18 protein-coding genes are annotated in these 18477 nt (G+C 64.2%); 12 read left to right on the top strand and 6 right to left on the bottom strand.

All coding sequences use genetic code 11. From position 1 onward, the window contains the following. The first annotated feature begins 20 nt into the window (after positions 1 to 20). The 5 genes from J2X09_RS19490 (at position 21) to J2X09_RS19470 (ending at position 5549) form a co-directional block, all read left to right on the top strand. Positions 21 to 863, top strand: a complete 843-nt coding sequence (locus tag J2X09_RS19490; protein ID WP_204734987.1) for a GNAT family N-acetyltransferase — start codon at positions 21 to 23, stop codon at positions 861 to 863. Then, the gene (locus J2X09_RS19485; protein ID WP_204734932.1) at positions 863 to 1765 is read left to right on the top strand and encodes a UDP-2,3-diacylglucosamine diphosphatase; all 903 of its coding nucleotides are present in this window, start codon (positions 863 to 865) and stop codon (positions 1763 to 1765) included. The genes J2X09_RS19490 and J2X09_RS19485 overlap by 1 nt, the downstream gene beginning before the upstream one ends. 25 nt (positions 1766 to 1790) lie before the next feature. Beyond that, positions 1791 to 2891 (top strand): glycosyltransferase family 4 protein, encoded by a 1101-nt coding sequence (locus J2X09_RS19480; RefSeq protein WP_204734931.1) that lies wholly within the window; start codon positions 1791 to 1793, stop codon positions 2889 to 2891. 77 nt (positions 2892 to 2968) lie between these two features. Further along, the gene (gene ppk1 / locus J2X09_RS19475) at positions 2969 to 5047 is read left to right on the top strand and encodes a polyphosphate kinase 1 (protein ID WP_310309065.1); all 2079 of its coding nucleotides are present in this window, start codon (positions 2969 to 2971) and stop codon (positions 5045 to 5047) included. A gap of 19 nt (positions 5048 to 5066) precedes the next feature. Continuing rightward, a complete protein-coding gene (locus J2X09_RS19470) occupies positions 5067 to 5549 on the top strand; it encodes a SixA phosphatase family protein (protein WP_204734929.1) in 483 nt (160 codons plus the stop codon). Between the two features lie 29 nt (positions 5550 to 5578). Here J2X09_RS19470 and J2X09_RS19465 read toward each other — a convergent pair whose 3' ends face one another. Together J2X09_RS19465 and ppx are read right to left on the bottom strand one after the other, a co-directional pair. Beyond that, positions 5579 to 6070, bottom strand: a complete 492-nt coding sequence (locus tag J2X09_RS19465) for a hypothetical protein (protein WP_204734928.1) — start codon at positions 6068 to 6070, stop codon at positions 5579 to 5581. Between the two features lie 111 nt (positions 6071 to 6181). Next, a complete protein-coding gene (gene ppx / locus J2X09_RS19460) occupies positions 6182 to 7666 on the bottom strand; it encodes an exopolyphosphatase (protein WP_204734927.1) in 1485 nt (494 codons plus the stop codon). Between the two features lie 196 nt (positions 7667 to 7862). Between ppx and pstS the strand changes: the two genes are divergently transcribed. From pstS to phoR, 7 genes are all read left to right on the top strand, one after another. Then, the gene (pstS, locus tag J2X09_RS19455) at positions 7863 to 8894 is read left to right on the top strand and encodes a phosphate ABC transporter substrate-binding protein PstS (protein ID WP_204734926.1); all 1032 of its coding nucleotides are present in this window, start codon (positions 7863 to 7865) and stop codon (positions 8892 to 8894) included. A 105-nt stretch (positions 8895 to 8999) separates the two neighbouring features. Beyond that, complete coding sequence (pstC, locus tag J2X09_RS19450; protein WP_310309062.1) at positions 9000 to 9980, top strand: phosphate ABC transporter permease subunit PstC; 981 nt, start codon at positions 9000 to 9002, stop codon at positions 9978 to 9980. A 22-nt stretch (positions 9981 to 10002) separates the two neighbouring features. Next, entirely contained in the window at positions 10003 to 10857 is an 855-nt protein-coding gene (gene pstA, locus J2X09_RS19445; protein WP_204734924.1) for a phosphate ABC transporter permease PstA, read from the top strand. A 45-nt stretch (positions 10858 to 10902) separates the two neighbouring features. Beyond that, positions 10903 to 11700 carry a phosphate ABC transporter ATP-binding protein PstB gene (gene pstB / locus J2X09_RS19440; RefSeq protein WP_204734923.1) on the top strand — a complete coding sequence of 266 codons (798 nt, stop codon included), beginning with the start codon at positions 10903 to 10905 and terminating at the stop codon, positions 11698 to 11700. A 33-nt stretch (positions 11701 to 11733) separates the two neighbouring features. Next, the gene (gene phoU / locus J2X09_RS19435; protein WP_204734922.1) at positions 11734 to 12435 is read left to right on the top strand and encodes a phosphate signaling complex protein PhoU; all 702 of its coding nucleotides are present in this window, start codon (positions 11734 to 11736) and stop codon (positions 12433 to 12435) included. Next, positions 12432 to 13163: a phosphate regulon transcriptional regulator PhoB gene (gene phoB, locus J2X09_RS19430; protein ID WP_204734921.1), complete on the top strand. Its 732-nt coding sequence runs from the start codon at positions 12432 to 12434 to the stop codon at positions 13161 to 13163. Before phoU ends, phoB begins: the two co-directional genes overlap by 4 nt. After that, a complete protein-coding gene (phoR, locus tag J2X09_RS19425) occupies positions 13160 to 14479 on the top strand; it encodes a phosphate regulon sensor histidine kinase PhoR (RefSeq protein ID WP_204734920.1) in 1320 nt (439 codons plus the stop codon). The genes phoB and phoR overlap by 4 nt, the downstream gene beginning before the upstream one ends. On the opposite strand, the gene J2X09_RS19420 is transcribed toward phoR, so the two are convergent. From J2X09_RS19420 to trxA, 4 genes are all read right to left on the bottom strand, one after another. Further along, positions 14469 to 16202, bottom strand: a complete 1734-nt coding sequence (locus J2X09_RS19420) for a glycosyltransferase family protein (protein ID WP_204734919.1) — start codon at positions 16200 to 16202, stop codon at positions 14469 to 14471. The two genes, phoR and J2X09_RS19420, sit on opposite strands and share 11 nt — an antisense overlap. A gap of 133 nt (positions 16203 to 16335) precedes the next feature. Next, positions 16336 to 16590, bottom strand: a complete 255-nt coding sequence (locus J2X09_RS19415) for a type B 50S ribosomal protein L31 (protein WP_204734918.1) — start codon at positions 16588 to 16590, stop codon at positions 16336 to 16338. Between the two features lie 86 nt (positions 16591 to 16676). Then, positions 16677 to 17939: a transcription termination factor Rho gene (gene rho / locus J2X09_RS19410; RefSeq protein WP_204734917.1), complete on the bottom strand. Its 1263-nt coding sequence runs from the start codon at positions 17937 to 17939 to the stop codon at positions 16677 to 16679. 184 nt (positions 17940 to 18123) lie between these two features. Next, the gene (gene trxA / locus J2X09_RS19405; protein WP_066266039.1) at positions 18124 to 18456 is read right to left on the bottom strand and encodes a thioredoxin TrxA; all 333 of its coding nucleotides are present in this window, start codon (positions 18454 to 18456) and stop codon (positions 18124 to 18126) included. Between the last annotated feature and the right edge of the window lie 21 nt (positions 18457 to 18477).

Here is an 18477-nt window from a genome sequence, read left to right as displayed (position 1 = left end):
CACTGTTCCAGGAGCCCGCCATGAAAGAACTGCCCACTCCCACGCTGGACCTTTCGCCGGTCTCGTTGCCACGGGGGTCACTTCATCCGCGACCGATTTTCACGCCAGAGGCGCAGCCCGCCAACGGAGGCATCGCTGTCTCGTGGGCGCGGCATCTGGATGAGGTTCGTGAGGCGCAACGGTTGAGATTCGATGTGTTCGCCACCGAAATGGGCGCACGCCTGCCGCAGCAGGTGCCTGGCCACGACGTGGACCTGTTCGACGACTTCTGCGAGCACCTTCTGGTGCGCGATGCCGCCAGCCAGCGTGTCATTGGCACCTACCGCGTGCTCACACCGGCACAGGCCAGGCGCGTGGGCAGCACCTACAGCGACACCGAGTTCGACCTGACCCGACTGCGCGGTGTGCGTGAGCGCATGGTCGAGCTGGGTCGCAGCTGCGTGCATGCCGATCACCGCCACGGTGGCGTGATCATGGCGCTGTGGGGCGCCCTGGCCGAGTTCATGGTCCGCAACCAGCTCGACACCATGATCGGTTGCGCCAGCATTCCGATGCAGCACGACGGCCCGCATGGCCGGGTGGGCGGTGGCCACGCTGCCGCGAGCATCTGGCGCCAGGTGAAGGAAAAGCATCTGGCCCCGATCGACTGCCATGTGCGACCGCGCCTGCCGCTGCCGATCGATCGGCTCGACGACACGCTCGACGTCGAGCCGCCAGCGCTTATCAAGGGCTACCTGCGGCTCGGCGCCAAGGTGCTGGGCCCGCCGGCCTGGGATCCGGACTTCAACGCCGCCGATCTGCCCATGCTCATGCGCATCGCGGATCTGCCGCCGCGGTACCGCAAACACTTCCTGGGGGCCTGATGCGCGCGGCGCTTGACGTCCTCGGTGGCTGGGCGGTGAGGTCCGGTCTGCCGGACGCCGACCGCGTCCGGGCCTCCGGTCCAGGTGCTGAGGACGATGCCCATGAACCTGCCGAGCGGGCCCGTTATCGGGCCGTTTTCATTTCCGACCTGCACCTGGGCACGGCCGGTTGCCAGGCCCGCCCCCTGCTGGATTTCCTGAAGCACCACCCCAGTCAGACCCTTTACCTCGTTGGCGACATCATCGATGGCTGGCAACTGCGCCGCAAATGGTTCTGGCCGCAGGCGCACAACGACGTGGTGCAGAAGCTGCTGCGCCGTTCGCGCAAGGGTTGCCGGGTGGTGTTCGTGCCCGGCAACCATGACGAGTTCGCCCGCCAGTTCGACGGCCACAGTTTCGGGGGCATCGAGGTCGCCAACGAGGCCGTGCACACCACGGCCGACGGCCGCCGGTTGTGGGTCGTGCACGGCGATCATTTCGATGGCGTGATCCAGTGCGCCAAATGGTTGGCCTACCTGGGCGACAACGCCTACGAGTTCACCCTGCGGTTGAACCGCCATCTCAATTCCCTGCGTGCGCGCATGGGGTTGCCGTACTGGTCCCTCTCGCAGTACCTCAAGCACAAGGTCAAGAGTGCGCTGAACTATGTGACCGATTTCGAGCGGGCCGTGGCCGCCGAGGCGCGCTCTCGCGGGTACCAGGGCGTGGTCTGCGGGCACATCCATCGCGCGGAAATGCGCCAGATCGATGGCACGCTGTACTGCAATGATGGCGACTGGGTCGAAAGCCTCACGGCGCTCGTGGAGCACATGGACGGCCGGCTCGAGCTCGTGCACTGGGGCGGCGTGGCGGGGCAGATGGAGCGGTCGCTCGAACCGCAAGCCGAAGTCCTGCCCTCCTGAGGTGGCCGGACCCGGGGAGACAAGAATGAAGATACTGATCGTGACCGATGCCTGGCAGCCTCAGGTCAATGGCGTGGTGACCACCCTGGTGGAACTGGTGCGCCAGTTGCAGGCCAGCGACCACGAGGTGGTGGTCATCCAGCCGGGGCAGTTCCGTACCCGGCCGTGCCCGGGTTATGCGGGCATCGATATCGCGCTGTTTCCGGGGCGGCGTCTGCGCGATTTGATGGATGCGGCCGAGCCCGACGCGATCCACATCGCCACGGAAGGCCCACTGGGCTGGGCCGCACGCCGCCACTGCCTGCGGCGCAAGCTCGCATTCACCACTGCGTTCCACACCAAATTCCCCGAGATCCTGCACGCCGCGCTGGGCATTCCCGTGTCGTGGGGCTATGCACTGTTCCGCTGGTTCCACCGCCCCAGCAACGGGGTGATGGTGCCCACGCAGGGCGTGTTGAACATGCTCAAGGAGCGCGGATTCCGCAACCTGCGCGCCTGGACGCACGGCGTGGACACGCGCCTGTTCTCCCTCGCGGACCCGCCCACAGGCTACCCGCTTCTGGGGCCGCTGGCGCACCCGGTCAGCCTGTTCGTGGGGCGCATTTCCTACGAGAAGAACATCGATGCCTTCCTGCGCATGGATGTGCCTGGCAGCAAGGTGGTGTGTGGCGTGGGGCCGCTGGCATCGGCGCTGCGCCAGCGTTACCCCAATGTGCACTGGCTGGGTGTGCTGCCTCGCCATGAACTGGCGCAGGTCTACGCATCGGCCGATGTGTTCGTCTTTCCCAGTCGCAGTGAGACATTCGGACTGGTCATGCTCGAGGCCATGGCGTGCGGCGTGCCTGTGGCCGCCTACCCGGTGGACGGCCCGCTGGAGGTGATTGGCGACAGTGGCGCGGGCGCCTTGCGCGAAGATCTGCGCGAAGCGTGGATGGATGCGCTCAAGGTCAAGCGCCATGAGGCACGTGATCGGGCGCTGCAGTTCGGCTGGGGCCGCGCAGCGACCCTGTTCGTGTCGTACCTCAGCGTGTTGTCCCGCCCGCGCCGCCAGCGGCCGGGCCCGTGGGCCCTGGGTGGAGCGGGGGGCGTCAAACCGCCGCACAAACCGCGCCCAATCGTTGAATAATCGGCACCATGGTCCGCCAGGAGACACCGGCCGGGAACGGCAGGCAACGGGCGGCCTCCTCGACTCCTGCGGTATCCATGATCGGCAACCCACTGCAACAGAAGCAATCTTTCCTCGATCGCGACCACAGCATCCTCGCGTTCAACGAGCGTGTCATGGACTGGGCACGCCGGCCCGATGTGCCTTTGCTCGAGCGCCTGCGGTACCTCAGCATCGTCTCCAGCAACCTGGACGAATTCTTCGAAGTCCGGGTCGCGCCGCACCTCACGGCCGCGCGGGCCAATGAACAGCGGGGGCCGTACACCAGTTCGTCCTACGAGCAACTGTCGGACAAGGTGCACGCGGTGGTGGCGCAGCAGTACGCCATCTACAACGATGAGCTGCTGCCGCTGCTGGAAAAGAAGGGCATCAAGCTGATCTCGCACGGTGAGCGCAATGCGCGCCAGCGGCGCTGGGTGAAGGAGTTCTTCATCAAGGAAGTGCAGCCGCTGTTGATGCCGGTGGGGCTGGACCCGGCGCACCCGTTTCCGCAGGTAGCCAACAAGTCGCTCAACTTCATCGTGCGCCTGACCGGCAAGGACGCCTTCGGCCGCGAGAACGAGATCGCCATCGTGAAGGTGCCGCGCATCCTGCCGCGTTTCTTTCGCATGCCACCGGTCAAGGGATCCCGGCAGACGCACTTTGTCTCCATCTCCAGCCTCATCCGTTCGCACCTGAACGACCTGTTTCCTGGCCGGCAGGTGACCGAGTTCTCGCAGTTCCGCGTCACGCGGCATTCCGATCTCGCCGTGGACGAGGAGGAGGTGAAGAATCTGCGCACCGCGCTGCGCAAGGGGCTGCAGCAGCGCCACTATGGCCAGGCGTTGCGCCTGGAGGTGTCGGCCGGCTGTTCGCTTCACCTCTCCAATTTCCTGCTGGAGCAGTTTGCCTTGCCCGAACGGGCGCTCTACCGCGTGCCCGGTCCTGTCAACCTGGTGCGCCTGAACCAGTTGATCGACCAGGTGGACGCACCGGCATTGCGCTTCGAGACCTACAACGCCGGCTGGCCGGCGCAGCTCACGCCGGGGCAGTCCTACTTCGAGCGGTTGCGCCAGGGCGATGTGCTCATCCACCAGCCGTACGAGAGCTTCGATGCCGTGCTGGGCTTCCTGCGCGAGGCGGTGGAAGACCCGGATGTGCTTGCCATCAAGCAGACCATCTACCGCACCGGCGCGAAGTCTGAACTGATGAATCTGCTGCGTGAAGCGGTGCGACGTGGCAAGGAAGTCACCGCCGTGGTGGAGCTCAAGGCCCGCTTCGACGAGGAAGCCAACATCAACTACGCAGAGCGCCTGGAGTCGGTGGGGGCGCAGGTGGTGTATGGCGTGGTGGGGCTGAAGACCCACGCCAAGATGCTGCTGGTGACGCGGCGGGAGGCGAACGGCCTGCGCCGCTATGCCCACCTGTCCACCGGCAACTACAACCCAGCCACCGCGCGGCTTTACACCGATCTGAGCTACCTCACCGCCGATGACGCGCTCACCGCCGACCTGGAACAGATATTCCTGCATCTGGCCAGCCAGAACCGTCTGCCCAGGCTCAACAAGGCCTTGATCGCACCGTTTCATCTGCACAAGGCCATGCTCGACAAGGTGGAGGCGGCCGGCGCCGCAGCGAAGGCCGGGCAGGACGCGCGCATTGTGCTGAAGATGAACGCCTTGACCGACGAACCTCTGGCACGCGCCCTCGCCGTCGCGTCGCAGCATGGTGTGAAGATCGATCTGGTGGTGCGGGGGGCCTGCATTCTGCCGGCCCAGGTGCCAGGCTTCACCGACAACGTTCGGGTCCGCTCGGTGATCGGGCGCCTGCTGGAGCATTCACGGGTGTCCTACTTCCGCATTGGCGAGACGGACGAACTGTGGCTTTCCAGCGCAGACTGGATGAACCGGAACATGTTGCGGCGGATCGAACTGGCATGGCCCGTGACCGACCACGCTCTGCGCAACCGCATCATCGATGAATGCCTGCAAGCCTATCTGCATGACACCAAGGACGCTTGGCTGCTGCGGCCCGATGGCACCTACGTGCCGGCTGGCGCCAGTGGTTCAGGAAAAGGGCGCGCAACGCTTCATTCCGCACAGGCCAGCCTGATGGCACTCTATGGCAGCAGGGGTTGAGATCATGGAAAGCCGCACCATGGACCTGATTCTCTGGCGCCATGCCGAGGCGCATGAACACCCCGAGCCGCTGACCGGGAAACCGGGCGACGCGCTGGATCTGGCACGGCGCCTGACCACCCGGGGCGAAAAGCAGGCCTCTCGCATGGCGGCCTGGCTGGACCGGCAGTTGCCGGAAGGTGCGCGCATCTGGGCCAGCCCGGCGGTGCGCTGCGAACAGACCGTGCTGGCGCTGGGCCGCAAGTTCAAGCTGCGCGATGAGTTGTCGCCTGAAGGCGACCCTTTGGCTTTGCTGGAACTGGTGCAGTGGCCCAACGGCAAATCCCCCGTGGTGGTGGTGGGCCACCAGCCCACGCTCGGCCGCGTGGTGGCCCGCCTGCTGGGGCTCACCGAGGAAGATTGCTCTGTGAAGAAGGGCGCCGTCTGGTGGCTGCGCCACCGCGAGCGCGATGGCTCGGGCCAGACCGTGGTGGTCACGGTACAGACACCCGAACTGATCTGAGCCCGTGCGCCAGGGAGGCGCACATCCGATCAGGCCGATTTCCTCGCGGGCATGGTGCGACGGGTGGCAGGACGCTTGGCGGCGGCCTTCACAGCCGGTTTTGCTGCGGCCTTCACGCCGGGTTGGCTGGCAGTCTTTGCGGCAGGCTTTCTGGCCGCAGGCCTGGCAGCGGCTTTGGTGGCCGGCTTGGCCGCCACCGGTGCAGCAGGCTGCACCGGTGGCTTTGCCGCAGCAGGCGTTGCGGGTTTGGCGACAGCCTTCGGCGCCTTGGTGCTCACCGTGGGACGGCCCGTCTTGAGCGTAGGCACAGCGGCCAGCGCGGCCTTGTAGGCGGCATCGTTCAGGCTCTGGAGCGCCATCAGTCCCGCTCGCAGCAGCTCGCTCTTTTTCACGCTGGTACCCAGGGCAACCGCGCGGCTCTTGAGCTTGTCGATGGCGGCGAATTCGGTCTTGGGAATGGTGAAACTGTCGCGCACCAGCTTGGGCTTCTTGGGGCTGGTTTTGCTGCTTTGACTGGCCATGAATACGCTCCGGGGGTATTGAAAAGGGGCCGGAGTATAAACCGTATATACCGTTTCCCGTCTATCGCAGAATTGTGACGTTCATGTGACAGTGCGGCGGTGGGCGCCTTGTCAACGGATGTCCGCGGTGAACTTCCAGGCCGACTTCTGCCAGGCGACCACTTCCTCGCCGAGCAGCCAGGCGGATTGCGGGTAACGCTTGGCCCAGCCGGGGTTGGTGGAGAGCTTAAAGGCCCGAGGCTTGTAGCTGAGCTTGACCGACTGGTACTCCGGCATCTGCCGCGCATGGCAGAGCAGGACCGCAAGCCGCAGCGCCATCAGTTGCTTGGCAAACAGTTCATCCAGCAGCGCTTCTTCGAGTTTGCGCAGCTTGCCGCGCTGGCCCATCACCAGCTGGCTCATGCGGTGCAGTTCGGGCAGGGAGAAGCCGGGGGCGTCGACGTTGTCGAGGATGTAGGCGCCGTGATGGTGTGAGCGGTCGTGCGAGATGTGCGTACCAATCTCGTGCAGCCGTGCGGCCCAGGCCAGTTTCTGCGAGTACCGCTCGTTCTGCGCATCGAGCGCGGCAATCTGCGAGAAGAGGGCGGTGCTGACCTCGCTGACCCGCTTGGCTTGTACCTCGTCGGCCGAAAAGCGATGAGCCAGCCAGCGCACGGTGCGCTCACGCACGTCGCCACCGTCCGTATCGCGGTCGATCAGGTCGTAGAGCGCGCCGTGGCGCAAGGCTCCCTGGGCGGGCAGCATCTGCTCGATGCCGAACAGGTCGAAAATCGCCCGCAGCACACTCACGCCGCCGCCAATGACCGGGCGCCGATCGTCCTTCAGACCTTCAATGCGCAGCTGGTCGACGCTCCCGGCCTTGATCATCCGTTCGGTCAACCAGTCCAGCCCTGCACGTGTGACCACGCCCGATGCCCAGCCGTTGGTGGCGAGCATGTCGGCGACAGCGCCCACGGTGCCCGAGGAGCCATAGGCCACGGTCCACTCGGGCGGTGGAAACTTGTCCAGCGCTTCGTCGATCACTGCCTTGGCGGCCACTTCGGCGGTCTTGAAGGCCGAGGCGCTGAACTGGCCACGTGGGAAGTAGCGGGTGGACCAGGCCACGCTGCCCAGCCGGTACGACTCCATGGCGCGTGCTGTGTAACCCTCGCCCAGGATCATCTCGGTGGAGCGGCCCCCGATGTCCACCACCAGCCGGCGCTCGTCGGAGTAGGGCAGCAGACGCGAGACGCCCTGGTAGATCAGGCGTGCCTCCTCGTGGCCGGAGACCACATCGATCGAGAAGCCCAGGATGGCCTGGGCGTTGCGCAGGAATTCGTCGCGGTTGCGCGCCTCGCGAAGGGTCTGCGTGGCCACCGCCCGGACCTGCTGCTTCTTGAAGCCGTGAAGCCGCTCGGCGAAACGGGCCAGACATTCCCAGCCGCGTTCCATGGCCGCCTGGCTCAGGTTCTTGTCCTCGTCCAGGCCGCTGCCCTGGCGCACGGTTTCCTTCAGGTACTCGATGCGCTCGATGTGGCCCGAGTGGTAACGGCCGATTTCCAGCCGGAAACTGTTGGAGCCGAGGTCGATGGCGGCGAGAAGGGTTCCGTTTTGCATGCTGGAATTTGGCGCTGGACCTGGGAGGCCAGGGGGCTGATTGAGCGGGAAAACCCGGATTGTGACGCATGGCTGCCACCTCTCCCCAAGGCTGAGGGAGGCCAGGAATGTGACAGATGCAGGCTGTCACGGGGATGTCATATTGCCTCCATACAGTTCTCCTTGTTCCCGAACCCCAACTGACAGGAGTCCCTTCATGATCACCAAACGCATCTTCCTCAAGTCTGTGGCCGCTGCCGCCATGGCCACCGCAGGCATGGGTGCCGCATTCGCCGCCGACATCACCGGTGCCGGCGCTTCCTTCCCGTACCCGATCTACGGCAAGTGGGCTGAGGCGTACAAGAAAGAGACCAATGTCGGCCTGAATTACCAATCCATCGGTTCGTCGGGCGGCATTCGCCAGATCAAGGCCAAGACGGTGGCCTTTGGCGCGACCGATGCTCCTGTGTCCGGCGCTGACCTGGACAAAGACGGCATGGTGCAGTTCCCCGCCATCATCGGTGGCACCGTTCCCGTGATCAATCTTGACGGTTTCAAGCCAGGCGAGCTGCGCGTCACCGGCCCTGTGCTGGCCGACATGTTCCTGGGCAACATCACCAAGTGGAACGACCCCAAGCTGGCCGCCCTGAACCCCGGCAAGGCCCTGCCCGACCAGGCCATCACCATCATCCACCGCTCGGACGGTTCGGGTACCACCTTCAACTTCACCGACTACCTGGCCACAGTGAGCAAGGACTGGGCGGACAAGGTGGGCAAGGGTGCCGCCGTCAAGTGGCCGGCCGCCTCTTCTGTTGGCGGCAAGGGCAACGAAGGCGTGGCCGCCAACGTGACCCGCGTCAAGGGTTCGCTGGGCTATGTGGAATATGCATACACCAAGAAGAACAACATGCCCTACCTGCAACTGCAGAACAAGGATGGCAAGTACGTGAGTCCGGACGACAAGTCGTTTGCTGCGGCTGCCGCCGGCGTGGACTGGTTCAGCGTTCCGGGCATGGGCGTGTCCATGGTGGACGCCAAGGGTGCCGACAGCTGGCCCATCAGCACCGCTTCGTTCATCCTGATGTACAAGGAGCCGACCGACAAGGCCCAGTCCGCCGAAGTGCTGAAGTTCTTCGACTGGTCGTTCAAGAACGGCAAGCAGATGGCCGCCGATCTCGACTATGTGGCCCTGCCAGACAGCCTGACGAACGCCATCCGCTCCAAGGTCTGGAACCAGATCCAGAAGTAAGCCGGCATCTTGTTCGATGACATCCGCCGGCGGGTGAGGGCCGGTCGGCGGATTCTGTTGTTCTCAGGATCACAATACGGAGTCAACATGAGCGTGGGAACAACCATGAGTTCGAAATCAGCGCCGGCGGAATCCGGCAACCCCGGCATGGTATCGATTGCCAAACGGCAACGCATCGAGGACATCTTCTTCCATCGCATCACCCAGGGCTTCTCGCTTCTGGTGTTGATCGCGCTGCTGGGCATCATCATTTCCCTGTTTGTCAACGCCTGGCCGGCTTTCCAGAAGTTCGGCCTGGGGTTCGTGTGGCGCGTCGAGTGGGACGTCGTCAACGAAGAATTCGGTGCTGCGATCGCCATCGTCGGCACACTCGCCAGCGCGGGTATCGCCCTGTTGATCGCCGTGCCACTGGCCTTCGGCATCGCGCTTTTCCTGACCGAGAATTGCCCGGTCTGGCTGCGCCGTCCGCTGGGAACTGCGGTTGAGCTGCTGGCGGCCGTGCCTTCCATCATCTATGGCATGTTCGGCCTGTTCGTGTTCGCACCACTGTTCGCCGACTACGTTCAACCAGGCATGCAGGGTCTGCTCGGCTCCATGCCTCTGATCGGCCCGCTGTTTGGTGGCGCCACCAACGGCATCGGCATCCTGGCCGCCGGCATCGTGCTGGCCTTCATGGTGCTGCCTTTCATCGCTGCCGTGATGCGCGACGTGTTCGAGATCGTTCCGCCCATCCTGCGCGAATCGGCCTATGGCCTGGGATGCACGACCTGGGAGGTGGTGCGCCGTGTGGTGCTGCCCTATACGCAGAAGGGCGTGATCGGCGGCATCATGCTGGGCTTGGGCCGTGCGCTCGGCGAGACCATGGCCGTGACCTTCGTGATCGGCAATGCGAACCGCCTGCCCACTTCGCTGTTCTCTCCCGGCACGTCGATCGCCTCCACGCTGGCCAACGAGTTCGGCGAAGCCGCCGACTTTCACCTGTCCACGCTGTTTGCCCTCGGTTTCCTGCTCTTCGTCATCACCTTCATTGTGCTGTCGGCAGCCAAGATCATGCTGATCCGAGCCGAAAAGGCCAAAGGTCTCTGAGCCCTGAACGAAACCTCATCCCATGGAATTCAACCACTCCCTCTACAAGCGCCGCCAGCGCGCCAATGCCATCGGCCTGACCCTGTCCATGGGTGCCATGGTGCTGGGCCTGTTCGTGCTGCTCTGGATCCTGAGCGTGCTGTTCAGCAACGGCCTGGCCGCACTGGACTGGAACATGTTCACCCACTCCACGCCCGCTCCGGGCACGGACGGCGGAGGCCTGGCCAACGCGATCGTGGGCAGCCTGATGATGGTGGGCTTTTCGGTTCTGGTGTCCACGCCGATCGGCATCTTCGCCGGCGTGTACCTCGCCGAGTACGGTGACCAGAGCAAAACCGCCGAACTCACGCGCTTCGTCACCGACATCATGCTGTCGGCCCCATCGATCGTCCTGGGTCTGTTCGTGTACGCGATCGCCGTGGCCACAGTCGGCAACTTCTCCGGCTGGGCCGGCAGCCTGGCGCTGTCGTTGATCGCCGTGCCGGTGGTCGTGCGCACCACCGAGAACATGCTGCGTCTGGTGCCGGGCAGCCTGCGTGAAGCAGCGTTCGCCCTGGGCGCACCGCGATGGAAGGTGGCCACGCTGGTCACGCTGCGCGCAGCCAGGAGTGGTGTCATGACCGGCCTGCTGCTGGCCGTGGCGCGCATCAGCGGCGAAACGGCCCCTCTGCTGTTCACTGCACTGAACAACCAGTTCTTCAGCACCGACATGGGCGCTCCCATGGCCAACCTGCCGGTGGTGATCTTCCAGTTCGCACTGAGCCCCTATGACAACTGGATTCGCCTGGCCTGGGGCGGTGCGTTGCTGATCACGCTTTCGGTCCTGGCTCTCAATATCGTGGCGCGGGTCTTCCTGCGCGAGAAGAAGGTGGGCTGAGTCCCAGCGCCGCCCGCACAACGAACAACAGATACGGAATCCATCATGCCCAACACCGCCACTGCAACCGCTGCATCCCCCGTCGCAGGCAAGAATGCGCTGGAGCTGCGCAACCTGAACTTCTTCTATGGCAAGTTCCAGGGCCTGAAGAATGTGAACATGAACATCGAGGAGCGCAAGGTCACCGCCTTCATCGGCCCCTCGGGTTGCGGCAAGTCCACGCTGCTGCGCACGCTCAACCGCATGTACAGCCTGTACCCCGGCCAGCGTGCCGAGGGGGAGATCAACTTCTACGGCCAGAACATCCTGGACCCCAAGCAGGACATCAACCTCCTGCGCGCCCGCATCGGCATGGTGTTCCAGAAGCCGACGCCGTTTCCCATGTCAATCTACGACAACATCGCCTTCGGCGTGAAGCTGTACGAAGACCTGAGCAAGGGCGAAATGGACGATCGCGTGGAGTGGGCACTGTCCAAGGCCGCGCTGTGGAACGAGGTGAAGGACAAGCTCAACCAGAGCGGCCTGTCGCTCTCGGGTGGCCAGCAGCAACGCCTGTGCATTGCGCGCAGCGTGGCGGTGAAGCCTTCCGTGCTGCTGCTGGACGAACCCACGTCCGCGCTGGACCCGATCTCCACTGGCAAGGTCGAGGAACTGGTGCATGAGCTCAAGCAGGACTACACCATCGCGATCGTCACGCACAACATGCAGCAGGCCGCCCGCTGCAGCGACTACACCGCCTACATGTACCTGGGCGAACTGATCGAATTCGGTTCCACCGAGCAGATCTTCTTCAAGCCGAGCAAGACGGAGACGGAAGACTACATCACGGGCCGCTTCGGCTGAGCCCGCTCATTCAGCGACCCAAGGAGGCCATTCATGACCGACAAACACATCTCCAGCCAGTTCGACGCCGAGCTGAACTCCATTTCCACGCATGTGCTCGAAATGGGCGGCCTGGTCGAGTCCCAGTTGCACCAGGCGGTCTACGCGCTGATCCACATGAGCCTGGAGTCGGCCGAGCAGGTGATGGAGAACGAAAACCGCATCAACCAGATGGAAGTGCAGATCGATCACGAGATCATCTCCACCATCGGCCGGCGCCAGCCCACTGCCCGCGACTTGCGTTTCCTGATGGCGATTTCGCGCACCACACAGAATCTGGAGCGCGCGGGTGACGAAGTGGCGCGCATTGCACGCATGGTCAAGTCCATCATCCAGAACGGCTCGCCGCGCAACCTGCCCAGCTCGGAGTTGCGCATGGCTGCCGATCTGGCCGCAGCGCTGCTGCGCAAGTCGCTGGACTCGTTCGCGCGCCTGGACACCAACATGGCCGTGGCGATCATCAAGGGCGATGACGCCATCGACCACGAATACAACGGCTTCCTGCGCAAGCTGATCACCTACATGATGGAAGACCCGCGCACCATTTCACCCAGTCTGGACCTGCTGTTCCTGGCCAAGTCGATCGAGCGCGTCGGCGACCACGCCAAGAATATCGCCGAACAGATCATCTTCATCGTCAAGGGCGAGGACGTGCGGCACGTGCCGATGGCGGCTGTGGAGTCGGTGGTCGGATGAGAAAGCTGCCACGCGTCCTCGTGGTCGAGGACGAACCCTCCATTGCCGAGCTGATCGCAGTCAACTTGCGCCACAACGGGTTCGCGCCCACCGTGGTGTTTGACGGCGCCGCCGCCCAGCGAGAAGTGGACGCGGTGTTGCCCGATGTGATCCTGCTCGACTGGATGCTGCCGGGCGAAAGCGGAGCTGTGCTGGCCCGCCAGTGGCGCAAGAATGAGCGCACCAAGACCGTGCCGATCCTGATGCTCACTGCGCGCAGCGACGAGAGTGACAAGGTTCAGGGGCTGGATGCGGGCGCCGACGACTACATCACCAAGCCTTTTTCCACGCAGGAACTGCTCGCGCGAATCCGCGCCGTACTGCGCCGCCGTGCGCCGGAAATTGTCAACGACTCGGTGCAGGTGGGTGAACTGGCGCTCGACGCGGCCACCTACCGGGTGACGTTCCGTGGGACCGAATTGAAGGTGGGACCCACCGAATTCAAGCTGCTGCATTACCTCATGAAACACGCGGAGCGGGTGCACACCCGTGGTACGCTGCTCGACAAGGTCTGGGGAGACCATGTGTTCATCGAGGAGCGTACCGTGGACGTGCACGTCAAGCGATTGAGAGAGTCATTGGGCGAAGCGTCACCCATGGTGGAAACGGTGCGTGGCGCAGGTTACCGCCTCACGGCGATGAAACACACCGGAACACCGGCTCAGAGCGCCCCGATCTCGGCCGCATGACCCGACGCGCAATCGAGTTGCTGCTTCTGGTTGCACTGGGGGCGGTCTGGGGCTGGGCACAGGAATCTGCTGCCATCACTTTTGCGGGCGGCCTCGTGGGGGCGCTGGCGTGGTCCTTCATGGATGGACTGCGGGCTCGCCGCGTGATGCGCTGGCTCAACAAGGGTGAAGCCACGCGCGCGCCCAACCTCAGCGGTGCCTGGGGCGAGCTCGTGGAGCGCTGCCGCAAGGTCATCAAGAAGCTGGAGAAAAAGGCGCAAAGCAGCGACGCGCGCCTGGAAGACTTTCTTGCTGCCATCCAGGCCTCGCCCAATGGTGTGGTGCTGCTGGATTCTTCCGGCCGCATTGAATGGTCGAATCTCACCGCGGCCAATCATCTTGGGTTTGATCCCCAGCGAGACCTTGGACAATATGTGCGCAACCTCGTGCGCAGCCCTGCGTTCACCGCCTATCTGGCAGGCGGTGATTTCGGTCATGAGATCCAGATCGATGGCCCCGGTCCCCGACCTTCGCAGCCGACCAAGATTTCCCTGCAGATCCACCCTTACGGCAAAAAGCGCAAGCTGATGATCACGCGGGATGTGACCGCCGTGCAGCTGGCCGAGGCCATGCGCCGCGACTTCGTGGCCAATGTGTCGCATGAAATCCGCACCCCGCTGACGGTGCTCAGTGGCTTCGTGGAAACCATGCAGAGCATTCCGCTCGAAGAGGCCGATCGCACCCGCTATCTGGATCTCATGAGCCAGCAGGCGCACCGGATGCAGACCCTGGTCAGCGACCTGCTGACGCTGTCGCGGCTGGAAGGCAGCCCCGCGCCGGGGCCGGGCGAATGGATCGGCGCGGACGAGCTGTTGCGTCACGTGCTGTCCGAAGCGCGGGGGCTTACGCAAGCCATCGCTGCCACGCCACACGACATCGATCCGGTGAGTGGTCCGGACCTCTGGATCTCGGGCGCCCGCACGGAGTTGCTCAGCGCCATGTCGAACCTGATGAGCAATGCGGTGCGCTACACGCCTGGCGGTGGGCGCATTCGCTCCGGCTGGCGCCTGCGCCCCGACGGTTGGGTCGAGTTTTTCGTCAGCGACACGGGCCCGGGCATCGCGGCGGAGCACATTCCGCGGTTGACCGAGCGTTTCTACCGCGTGGATCGCAGCCGATCCCGCGAAACGGGCGGCACGGGCCTGGGGCTGGCGATCGTGAAGCACGTGGCGCAACGCCATGGTGGGCATATCGAGGTGAAGAGCACCCTTGGCGAGGGTTCCACCTTCGCGATTGCCCTGCCGCCATCCCGGGTGCGCGAGCGCGTCAGCGACTGACGCGCTGGTACACCAGCAGACGTTCCTTGTTGTCGGTGAGGCGGCGCACGGTGGCCTTGAAGGCCCATTGCGTGAGATCGACGCGCTGGTCCAGCGTTGGCTGGTTATCGGGGTCCACGATCAGGTTGCGGCATTGCTCCTCACCGCTGGCACGCGTGCGCACCACCACCAAACGTCCGTGGTACTGCAGCGCGGCGATCTGTGCCTGGCTCAGGCCATCCGCCAGCACGCAGCCCTGGGTTGAGACGAGGTTGGCGATGCTGCGCGATATCGGCCCGTAGCTGCGGCCGAAATCGAGCAGGGGCAGCCACAGTGTCATCAGCAGGAGCCAGCAGAGTGTGCTGCCCGCCGCCGGCAGCACCAGACTCTTCCAGAGCGCCTGGCGGTGCTTGCCGACGCGCCACGCGACCAGCCAGATCCACGCTGCCGTTGCCAGGGCACCGAGCGCGAAAAGCAGGAAGGAGAACTCGGGAACGAAGCCGGGTGCCAACCTGGCGACGTTGGCCGCCGGTTTGGCGGGCACGCCGGTCTGCATGGCCACCCAGATCACCCATATCACCAGCGCACAGCCCGAAAAGAACACCAGGGTGAACCAGTCCACCAACGCAGACACGCTGCGGCGCAGGGTCGGAAGGGCAAAGGCAGCGAGCGAGGCCAGCGCGGGCAGGGCCAGCAGCAAGGCGCGGTCGCGTTCGTCGGACAGGGCGCTGTCCACCACACTCACGAGCGTGGCCCACAGCGGAAGGGCGACGTGAGGGCGAAGCAACTGATGACGCCATCGCCACAGGGTCCAGAGCACGAGAGGCCAGGCGGGCCACGTGAACCAGATCAGCAGTTTTGTCCAGCTGCGCCATTCCACCTCATCCAGTGGCGTCTGCAAGGCAGGTGGCGGTACCAGGCCGGCGTATGTCGCAATTGCGAATGCGGCGGCGAGGAACAGGGTTGCCCATAGCAGGGGGTCTCGCGTCGTGACAGGGGCTTCGAGGGGCCAGTCGGTTTCCGGATCGGGGAGCCGGGATTCTCGCCTGGAGCGCCACAGGACCAGCAGCAAGCCACTCGCGAGCAAGGTGGCCACCCAGGGTGCGCCGCTGAGCACCAGGGCGAATATCGCCACCCCCCACGTCAGCACGCTCCGGCCGGGCTGACGGTTGCCGGCGTGCGCCAGTCGGGCAGCGGCGAACAGCAACAGCGAGACCCAGGCCAGGCGGGCCAGATCGGGGGTGGTTTCATGGGACAGCTGTGCCAATCCAAGGCAGGCCATCAACGCAAGCAAGCCAGCATCCGCCAGCGCGCGCGCGTAGTCGGTGGGGCGGGCTTCACCGCCGAAGGCAAAGGCCACCGGCTGCGCGGCGGGCTGGCGAGCCAGGTGGTACACGGTGTACCAGGTACAGATGAGGGTGAGGGTCAGGAGCAGCGCGAACGGGATGCGCACAGCGAAATCGGGCGAAACGAATGGCAGCAACTTGATGAAGGCGGCTCCCAGCCAGTACGGCAGCGGGCCGGCTTCCTCCGCGGCCACGCCGAGGACCTGCGGGCTCCACCAGCTGCTGTGGCCCGCCGCCATCTCCAGCATCACGCCGAAAGCCGACACGTCCGCGTTCTTCCAGGGTTCACGGCCCAGGAAACCGGGCAGCACGTAAGCGACGCAGAACAGGATGAGCGCGAGCCGGGGCAGACGGCGCACAGCCGACTGGGTGACGATGGCAGGGGTGGGCTGATTCACTGCGGCGAATATACAGGGGGCGTGCGGCTGAGGGCGATCCACCCCGGCGCTGAATGGGCGAAAAAAAAGCAGCCTGCTCGGGCTGCTTTTTCTGCGCAAGTTGCAGACACCCGGCTCCCCGGGCGACCGATGCTTACTTGGCGGTCTTGGCGTAGCGGTTGCGGAAGCGCTCCACGCGGCCACCCATGTTGTCCACGCTTTTCTGCGTACCGGTGTAGAAAGGATGCGATTCGCTGGAGGTATCCAGCTTGAACAGCGGCAGCTCGCGGCCGTCTTCCATCTTGATGGTTTCCTTCGTGTTCGCGCAGGAGCGGGTCACGAATTTGAAGCCATTGGAGAGGTCCTGGAAGCAGACTTCGCGGTAGTTGGGGTGAATGCCTTCTTTCATGGCGTTTCCTTCAGGTCAGGTGCCGCAGCCGCAGCGAAACCACTTCGCTGTACTTGCCGCAATTTGCAAAGCCTTGGATTATAGCCTCAACCACCGCGGCGCATCATGTCGAAGAACTCGGAATTGTTCTTGGTCGACTTCATGCTCTTGAGCACCATCTCCATGGCCTCGATTTCGTCCATGTTGTACATGAATTGGCGGAGGATGCGGGTTTTTTGCAGGATTTCAGGCTGCAGCAGCAGTTCTTCGCGGCGGGTGCCGCTGCGGTTGAGCTGGATCGACGGGAAGACACGCTTTTCGTAGAGGCGGCGATCGAGATGGATTTCGCAGTTGCCCGTGCCCTTGAACTCTTCGAAGATCACTTCGTCCATGCGGCTGCCAGTGTCGACCAGGGCGGTGGCGATGATGGTGAGCGAGCCGCCTTCCTCGATCTTGCGGGCGGCGCCAAAGAAGCGCTTGGGCCGCTGCAGGGCGTTCGCGTCCACACCGCCGGTCAGCACCTTGCCGCTGGAAGGCAGAACATTGTTGTAGGCGCGGGCGAGGCGGGTGATGGAGTCGAGCATGATCACGACGTCCTTGCCGAGTTCGACCAGGCGCTTGGCGCGTTCGATCACCATTTCGGCCACGTGCACGTGGCGGGCGGCGGGCTCGTCAAAGGTGGAGGCGATCACCTCGCCGCGCACGGTGCGCTGCATTTCGGTCACTTCCTCGGGGCGCTCGTCCACCAGGAGAACCATGAGAACCACGTCAGGGTGATTGGCCGTGATGGCATGGCAGAGGTGCTGCATCATCACGGTCTTGCCGCTCTTGGGCGGTGCCACGATCAGGGCACGTTGACCTCGGCCGATGGGGGCGATGATGTCGATCACGCGGCCGGTGATGTTCTCGTCGCTCTTGATGTCGCGTTCCAGGCGCATCTGTTCCTTGGGGAACAGGGGCGTCAGGTTCTCGAACATGATCTTGTGCTTGTTGTCCTCAGGAGGCAGGCTGTTGATCTTGTCGAGCTTGTTGAGCGCGAAATAGCGTTCGCCGTCCTTGGGGATGCGAACCTCGCCCTCGATCATGTCGCCCGTGTGCAGGTTGAAGCGGCGGATCTGGCTGGGTGAGATGTAGATGTCGTCGGTGCTGGCCGTGTAGCTGGTGTCTGGCGCCCGCAGGAAGCCAAAGCCGTCGGGCAGAACTTCCAGTACGCCATCCGCGTACACCAGCTCACCGCCCTTGGCGCGCTTCTTGATGATGGCGAACATCAGCTCCTGCTTGCGCATGCGGCCGGTGTTTTCGATCTCAAGCGCTTCCGCCTGCTTGAGGACTTCAGACACGTGCAGTGCCTTGAGTTCGTTAAGGTGCATGGAATTCACTCCGAGGGGGAGTTGAGTCAAAACCGGGGGAGGGGGCGCCGGCGTCCGGATGGCGGACGGTGCGCGGAGAGAAGGGCGGTGCCTGTGAGGCCCGCTGGCGCAAATTATGACAGGATTTACGCGGCCAGGGAAAGAGCGCGAGGGCGTTGCACCCAGGCGCTCTCGATGAAAGTCTTCAGGCCAGTTGCTGGTCGATGAACGCGGTGAGTTGCGCCTTGCTCACGGCCCCCACCTTGGTAGCGGCCAACTGGCCGTCCTTGAACAGCATCAACGTCGGAATGCCGCGGATACCGAACTTGGCGGGCACATCGCGGTTGTCGTCGACATTGAGCTTGGCGATCTGGAGCTTGCCGTTGTAGGAGCCTGCCACCTCATCGAGGATGGGCGCAATCATCTTGCAGGGACCGCACCATTCGGCCCAGAAATCCACCAGCACCGGCGCTCCGGCGTCCAGCACATCAGCCTGGAAGCTGGCATCGGAAACGTGTTTGATCAGGTCGCTGGCCATGATTCGTCCTAAAAGTCGTTG

Origin of the sequence: Hydrogenophaga laconesensis (assembly GCF_031457235.1) — a bacterium.
In the GTDB taxonomy this organism is placed as follows: Bacteria; Pseudomonadota; Gammaproteobacteria; order Burkholderiales; family Burkholderiaceae_C; genus Hydrogenophaga; species Hydrogenophaga laconesensis.
This window is presented reverse-complemented; position numbering and strand designations above follow the sequence as displayed.

Excerpts from the sequence above, each read along its gene's own strand:
- J2X09_RS19490 (WP_204734987.1), top strand. The coding sequence starts at position 21 with ATGAAAGAACTGCCCACTCCCACGCTGGACCTTTCGCCGGTCTCGTTG.
- J2X09_RS19485 (WP_204734932.1), top strand. The coding sequence starts at position 863 with ATGCGCGCGGCGCTTGACGTCCTCGGTGGCTGGGCGGTGAGGTCCGGT.
- J2X09_RS19480 (WP_204734931.1), top strand. The coding sequence starts at position 1,791 with ATGAAGATACTGATCGTGACCGATGCCTGGCAGCCTCAGGTCAATGGC.
- ppk1 (WP_310309065.1), top strand. The coding sequence starts at position 2,969 with ATGATCGGCAACCCACTGCAACAGAAGCAATCTTTCCTCGATCGCGAC.
- J2X09_RS19470 (WP_204734929.1), top strand. The coding sequence starts at position 5,067 with ATGGACCTGATTCTCTGGCGCCATGCCGAGGCGCATGAACACCCCGAG.
- J2X09_RS19465 (WP_204734928.1), bottom strand. The coding sequence starts at position 6,070 with ATGGCCAGTCAAAGCAGCAAAACCAGCCCCAAGAAGCCCAAGCTGGTG.
- ppx (WP_204734927.1), bottom strand. The coding sequence starts at position 7,666 with ATGCAAAACGGAACCCTTCTCGCCGCCATCGACCTCGGCTCCAACAGT.
- pstS (WP_204734926.1), top strand. The coding sequence starts at position 7,863 with ATGATCACCAAACGCATCTTCCTCAAGTCTGTGGCCGCTGCCGCCATG.
- pstC (WP_310309062.1), top strand. The coding sequence starts at position 9,000 with ATGAGTTCGAAATCAGCGCCGGCGGAATCCGGCAACCCCGGCATGGTA.
- pstA (WP_204734924.1), top strand. The coding sequence starts at position 10,003 with ATGGAATTCAACCACTCCCTCTACAAGCGCCGCCAGCGCGCCAATGCC.
- pstB (WP_204734923.1), top strand. The coding sequence starts at position 10,903 with ATGCCCAACACCGCCACTGCAACCGCTGCATCCCCCGTCGCAGGCAAG.
- phoU (WP_204734922.1), top strand. The coding sequence starts at position 11,734 with ATGACCGACAAACACATCTCCAGCCAGTTCGACGCCGAGCTGAACTCC.
- phoB (WP_204734921.1), top strand. The coding sequence starts at position 12,432 with ATGAGAAAGCTGCCACGCGTCCTCGTGGTCGAGGACGAACCCTCCATT.
- phoR (WP_204734920.1), top strand. The coding sequence starts at position 13,160 with ATGACCCGACGCGCAATCGAGTTGCTGCTTCTGGTTGCACTGGGGGCG.
- J2X09_RS19415 (WP_204734918.1), bottom strand. The coding sequence starts at position 16,590 with ATGAAAGAAGGCATTCACCCCAACTACCGCGAAGTCTGCTTCCAGGAC.
- rho (WP_204734917.1), bottom strand. The coding sequence starts at position 17,939 with ATGCACCTTAACGAACTCAAGGCACTGCACGTGTCTGAAGTCCTCAAG.
- trxA (WP_066266039.1), bottom strand. The coding sequence starts at position 18,456 with ATGGCCAGCGACCTGATCAAACACGTTTCCGATGCCAGCTTCCAGGCT.